Genomic DNA, 3,262 nt, shown 5'->3' with positions numbered 1-3,262 from the left:
CCAGAATGCGTCCATCACGCGGCACCAACGCCGCGACCACCGTCGTCATGCGCGGAGCGTACCGAACCCACGACACGCGCACCCAAGGGCACCGGAGGCCGCGTGCGGGCCCGCCACGCTCACGACCGCCAGCTCCCTACCGTTCCGCGTACGACGTCGTCGACACGCACACCAGCGCTCCGCCCATCCCCATGCGACCGGTTCACCGAAGGATGCGAGCCGGGGCAGAATCCGCATGAGCGGTAGCGGTCCGTTGGCCTCGCGCCCTGCCGGAGCGGTGACCAACGACATCCCATTCCGATCCGCATCGCAGGACGCCCATCCCGGACCCCCTAGGCACGCATCCAAGGACCCGACCCCCACCCCTCGCCCCATCCGGCATCCTTCGAGCGTACGCCGGCCCGGACGGATCGGGGGCCGCACCGACCGACGTACACGGCGCCCACCGGCCCGACGTGAGCGGACGCGCGAGCCACGCGGACCTCGCGCGACCCCGCACACACGCCTTCGGCGCGGGCGCCCCCGAGACACGCACCCGGCGTGGGACCACCCCTACGCCGGGTCCGTGTTTGGGGAAGCAGAAGCTGCCCCGCACACGAAGGTGGTCGCGACGGCCCCTCCTGCCCCATCTCGGCGACGACGAGGATCGATCCCGAACCCACCCGCGGCACGGGCGTCGGGCGCGGGCGGCGACGCCCCCGCACCGTGCGTCACTCCCCGTCGCACCCATGGGGTGAACTTCCCCCATGGCCACCTCACGCCCCACCGACGCACGCCACCCCATCTCGATGCTGCGAGCCCTGGCCGACCTCCTCGGCTGGACGGACGCCACGAACCCCGATCCGGCGCACACCCCCCGCAGTCAAGTGCCCACCCCCCACGCGCACGTGCAGGACAACCCAACGGCCGATCCCACGCCCAGCCTCCAGCCGTCCCCCGCGCCACGCACGCCGACCCACGCCCCCGAGGCCGCCGGCACCGCCGCGCAGGTCGCTCCGGACGAAGCCGACCGGTACCACGAACGCGGCCTCCCTGACGCCTGGCGCCCGGTGCTCGCACGCCTCCAGGCCGCGCCCCCGACCGCCGCGACCCCGCCCTCGCTCGACCCCAGCAGGATCGACCACCTGTTCGCCCTCCTGGAGTCCACATGGCCCCGCGACGCCGCGATCCTCCGCCGCAGAGCGGACGGCGAGACGCTCGACGCCGTCGGCACCCGCCACGGCATCACCCGCGAACGGGTGCGCCAACTCCAAAACCGAGCCCGCAAACGCCTCCGAAGCCTGAACGCCACGCGCACGTCGGACGCGCCCCGCACGGACGACGACCTCCTCGCACGCCTCGACACGGTCGACACGCACCCCCTCCTCGTCCCCGCCCACGGCCCCATCGCCGACGCCATCCGCCGCGCCACGTTCGCCCTCCACCCCAAGACGCTCCACGTCCAAGAACGAAACGACCTCCTCCTCGTCACCACGCCCGACACCCACGCCCTCCTGGCCCGCATCGACGACCACGTCCACGCGGGATCGGCCTTCACCACGCTCGACGCCGTCGCCAACGCCCTCGACCTCCACGTCGATCTCGTCGCCACGCTCGCCGCGTTCAGCGAACGCACCTACCCCACGCACGACGGCGCCCTCGCCTCCCACGGCTGGACCGTCCTCGACCGCATGAAAGCCGTCGCCCGCGTCCTCGCCGAACCGCCCCTCGAGGCCCACGCCTGGCACGGCAGCGAAATGACCGAAGCCCTGAAGGTGGTCTTCCCCGACGCGTTCGCGCACTGGCGCGCCCGCAACGCCCTCGCCACCCTCTCGAGCCGCGACCAGAAGGCGTTCGTCCACACCGGGAAGCGCGGCACCTGGCGCCTCGCGGACGAGCACCCCACGTCCCCGGACGCCCGATGACGCCGCGACCCACTTCCCCTAGCCGCGTCCCCCGACCCCGGACCCGCACGCGCGACGCACCAGGTCGTCGTCCCGCTCCAGCACGAAGCCCTCACGAATCAGAGCGGCGTTGATGGCGGGGACGTCGGCGGCGCGAAAGACCGGCCCGCACGACGCATCCGAATCGCTCCCCGTCCCGAACGTCCGCACGACCGAGGGAGGAAGGTCGGCCATCGCCAGGTGGGGAAGCCCGAGCCACGTCTCGGCGCTCATGCCCGGAATCGCGCCTGCGTCGATCGGATCGTCGTCGTGCGGTATCCACCTGCCGTTCTCCAGGAACGTCGCGGCGACCGTACTTCGGGCCTCGTCGTCGATCGCCTCCCAGAACGCACCCCAGGTCGACGAGGTCCGCCACGCACCCAAGAGGGACGCCCACCGCCGGGCGACGCGGGAGGGGAGGTACACGGCGGACGTCCCGTCCAGGATGCCGTAGACCCACAGCCGTTCGTACGTCGTCATCGCACCCCTCCCGTTCGTTCGCACGATCCGCATCGACCCGACGGTTCGGACGCTTCGTTTCCCGCTCGCAGCAAGAAGTTACACATGACACGCCCAAGTACGCAAGTGGTAATGGCTTTTACGACATCATCGACCAGCCCCGCGGGTCCGGCGACGCGCGAACGCCGTCTCCCTCCCCAGGCGCCAAGGCGCGGCCGCGCGCGACCTCGCGGGCGACGCGGACCTGGGCCCACCCGAGGGACCGCCCGAAGGGCCGTCCTCACCGCGACGACGAACGGAGAGGGTTCCCGATGACCCGGACGCTCGAACGCCGCACCGGACGAACCCCACGGGGTGCGACGCTATCCGTCGCATCCTCCGGATAGCTTCACGCCATGCGCCGAACCCTCCCCGCAAACGGTGGCTCCCCGTCTTGTATGCTCCGAATCGATGTGCGAACCGTCCCGCACCGCCGTACGGTGCCCCCTTGCGCGCCGTCGCCCACGGCGTACCGCCTCTCGTGACGCGACCCCACGGTCGTAACGGGTCGGCGTCGGTGTCGCACCTGAAGACCGCACTCCGAGGCCTCTTCCGAGGCAAGGACGTCGGTCGCGACGTCGCGAGCGAAACGCCCGAACCGCAGCCGTCCGAACCTCAGGCGTCCGAACCGCCCCCGGCGAACCCGCCCGAGATCTCCGGCGGGCTCGCGCCGGACGTCGGACGGCCCCCCGCATCCACCCCCCTCGACGGAGGACCGGCCCCCCGCGTCGCGCCCGATCCCGTGATCCCGCCCCACCCCGTCGAGGCCTCCCCTCCGCAGGGGGACGCGGTCCCGCCCGTCGCCCAAGCCCCCACGTCCCCACCGCCCGATCCCTTCGGTG

At 72.5% G+C, this 3,262-nt stretch carries 3 protein-coding genes; 2 read left to right on the top strand and 1 reads right to left on the bottom strand.

Annotated elements, in window-relative coordinates; genetic code table 11:
* Positions 1 to 788: 788 nt before the first annotated feature.
* On the top strand, positions 789 to 1,904 hold the full coding sequence (locus RI554_10970) for a sigma factor-like helix-turn-helix DNA-binding protein (protein MDR9392534.1): 1,116 nt from the start codon (positions 789 to 791) through the stop codon (positions 1,902 to 1,904).
* Positions 1,905 to 1,922: 18 nt separating this feature from the next.
* Here RI554_10970 and RI554_10965 read toward each other — a convergent pair whose 3' ends face one another.
* Positions 1,923 to 2,402: a hypothetical protein gene (locus tag RI554_10965; GenBank protein ID MDR9392533.1), complete on the bottom strand. Its 480-nt coding sequence runs from the start codon at positions 2,400 to 2,402 to the stop codon at positions 1,923 to 1,925.
* 499 nt (positions 2,403 to 2,901) lie between these two features.
* On the opposite strand from RI554_10965, the gene RI554_10960 reads away from it, so the two are divergent.
* The coding region (locus RI554_10960; GenBank protein MDR9392532.1) for a hypothetical protein at positions 2,902 to 3,262 on the top strand (361 nt) is incomplete at its 3' end.

The sequence above is a fragment of the Trueperaceae bacterium genome, assembly GCA_031581195.1.
Classification (GTDB): Bacteria; Deinococcota; Deinococci; order Deinococcales; family Trueperaceae; genus SLSQ01.
The sequence above is the reverse complement of the archived record's forward strand: the minus strand, read 5'-3'. Positions and strand labels throughout refer to the sequence as shown.